Origin of the sequence: Intrasporangium sp., from assembly GCF_036566125.1 — a bacterium.
GTDB lineage: Bacteria > Actinomycetota > Actinomycetes > Actinomycetales > Dermatophilaceae > Intrasporangium.
Genome location: NZ_DATCWX010000105.1, coordinates 1 through 2,449 on the forward strand (window position 1 = coordinate 1; position 2,449 = coordinate 2,449).

Annotated in this window: 2 protein-coding genes; both read right to left on the reverse strand. The window is 68.1% G+C overall.

The features are described 5' to 3' along the window. Positions 1–1,118 (reverse strand): phosphoenolpyruvate carboxykinase (GTP) (locus VIR15_RS06340; protein WP_331926633.1); only part of this gene is annotated, 1,118 nt, incomplete at its 3' end. 381 nt (positions 1,119–1,499) lie between these two features. Beyond that, a complete protein-coding gene (locus tag VIR15_RS06345; protein WP_331926632.1) occupies positions 1,500–2,252 on the reverse strand; it encodes a DUF5995 family protein in 753 nt (250 codons plus the stop codon). Positions 2,253–2,449 lie beyond the last annotated feature (197 nt).

Genomic DNA, 2,449 nt, shown 5'->3' on the forward strand with positions numbered 1-2,449 from the left:
CCCTGCCAATCGATCAGCCCGGCCGGCGCGCTCTTCTCCTTGCCTTCCCACCACGGGACCCCGTCGGAGGTCATCGCCACGTTCGTGAAGATGGTGTCGTGGCTGATGGTGGCCATGGCGTTGGGGTTGGTCTCCGGTCCCGTCCCCGGCACCACGCCGAAGAAGCCCGCTTCGGGGTTCACCGCCCACAGCCGGCCGTCCGGCCCCGGGCGCAGCCACGCGATGTCGTCGCCCACCGTGCGCACCTTGTAGCCGAGGGCCTCGAAGGGCGAGACCATCATCGCGAGGTTGGTCTTGCCGCACGCGGACGGGAAGGCGGCCGCGATGTAATGCGTCTCGCCTCCCGGAAGCTCCAGCTCGAGGATGAGCATGTGCTCGGCCATCCAGCCCTCGTCGCGAGCCATGGCGCTCGCGATGCGCAGGCTGTAGCACTTCTTGCCGAGCAGGGCGTTGCCGCCGTATCCGGAGCCGTAGCTCCAGATGACGCGCTCCTCCGGGAAGTGGGTGATGTACTTCGTGTCATTGCAGGGCCAGGGGATGTCCTCCTCGCCCTCGGCGAGCGGCGCACCGACCGAGTGCAGGGCCGGCACGAAGGCGGCATTGGTCTCCTCGATCTTGCGCAGCACCTTCTCGCCGCACCGGGCCATGATGAGCATCGAGACCGCGACGTAGGCGGAGTCGGTGACCTCCACCCCGAACATCGGGATCTTCGCGTCGAGGTGTCCCATGACGAAGGGGATGACGTACATCGTGCGACCCTGCATCGACCCCCGGTAGAGGTCGGTCATGAGCGTCTTCATGTCGTCCGGCGCCATCCAGTTGTTGGTCGGGCCGGAATCCTTCTCCTCGACGGAGCAGATGAAGGTGCGGTCCTCGACGCGGGCGACGTCGCTCGGGTCGGACGCGCACCAGAAGGAGTTGGGCTTCTTGTCCTCGTTGAGCCGCACCAGCGTGCCGGCCTCGACGAGCTGGTCGGTCAGCTCGGCCCACTCCTCCGGGGTGCCGGTGATCCAGCGGATGTCGCGCGGCTGCGTCAGCTCGGCGACCTCGTCGACCCAGGCCTGCAGGCCCGCATGGGTCGAGGTATGCGTGGTATCTGTCGTGGTCAACTTGCCCATCCCTTTCGCGCGGTGGTCGGGCACCGCGTCGTGCCGGTGGTCGTCCGCCATGTGGTCATGGCTCCGTCGCGGCGTGCGGGGAGCAGGTGTCCGCATGGTGAACAAATGACGTGATGCAACCAAGGTACCCAGCGCCCGAGAGGGCGGGTGACCATGCTCTTGGCGCCATGCGGTGACACCGCTCACAACCGGGTCGGGTTGCAAGATTCTTGACGGCGAACTGTCGGTTTCTTGCATGCCTTGCTCTCGGGGCAGCTGCCCAAGGCGCCTTGGGCGACCGAACTGCAACAAGCCCATGCCGTATGCCGCTGGGCTCGTCTCGCTCACCGCTGACGAGCGCGCGTGGCCGGGTTCATTCCCGTGGGCCACCCTCTTTAGCGCTCAGGTCGCGCGTGCCGGCGGCAAGGTCACACCGAAGCCCGCCACGGCGAGCCGCAGCAGCACCTGGCCTGTCGCCAAGAGATCGGCGATGCGTGCGGCACTGAGCACCTCGAGCTCGGCCAGCCGTGCGTCGTACGACTGTTGGCCGGCGAAGCGCGCCCGCTGCAGCTCGACCGTGTTGTGCCACACCTTCTGTCGCGCCTCGCGAAGGAAGCGCCTGGAGCTGAACCGGTTCACGGGTTGGAGCAGGCGGTCGAGCAGGGTTCTGGTCGAGATGGCGCCGAGCTCGTCGTCCTCGGCGGCCACGCGGCTCGCGAGGACACCGTCGATCCGCTCGTGGTCTCGCCTGTGACGGGCGAGGACGACCGGGTCTGCGAACTCGTCATCGCTGATCACCGCCAGCAGCGCTTGGGGCAGGTCATAGTTGAGGTGCGCATTGATGCCCAGCAGCACGTGCCGCAAGGCCGGCAGCGAGGCCGGCGCGTCGAAGGCCAACCGCCACGGTCGCGGCACGTCAGCGCGGCCGGCGAGGTCGCTGTCCAGCGCAGCCAGGTAGAGCTGGGCGAACGCGACGTCCCATCGCTCGACCCAGTCCGGGTCCTCGAACAGCGCATCGTTGATCGCATTACCCACGGCCACGGTGGTCCGGCGATACGTCTGCAGGAACAGCCGCTGGGCAGCCCGTTCTGCAGGCATCGCCGCCAGCCGGGCGTCCATCACGGCGACGACAGCGCCGATGTCGCGCTCGGGCATCTGGACCCCCTGACCGGGTGGGCCTTTGGGCCACAGTATCGAGGCCGTTTGGCCGGGCGGCGACCGTCGGGGTCGAGGACGGCGGGCCACGTTGAGTGCCCCTGCCCTAGGGGCAGTCACGGGCCGACCCGATGGACCTGGTGTCGATTTCGTGGTTCGGGCGGGGAGGCGATAAAGTAACGCTTCGTCCGCCCCCG

Bases quoted from the DNA above. Each gene is read 5' to 3' on its own strand.
- VIR15_RS06345 (WP_331926632.1), bottom strand. From the start codon at position 2,252: ATGCCCGAGCGCGACATCGGCGCTGTCGTCGCCGTGATGGACGCCCGG.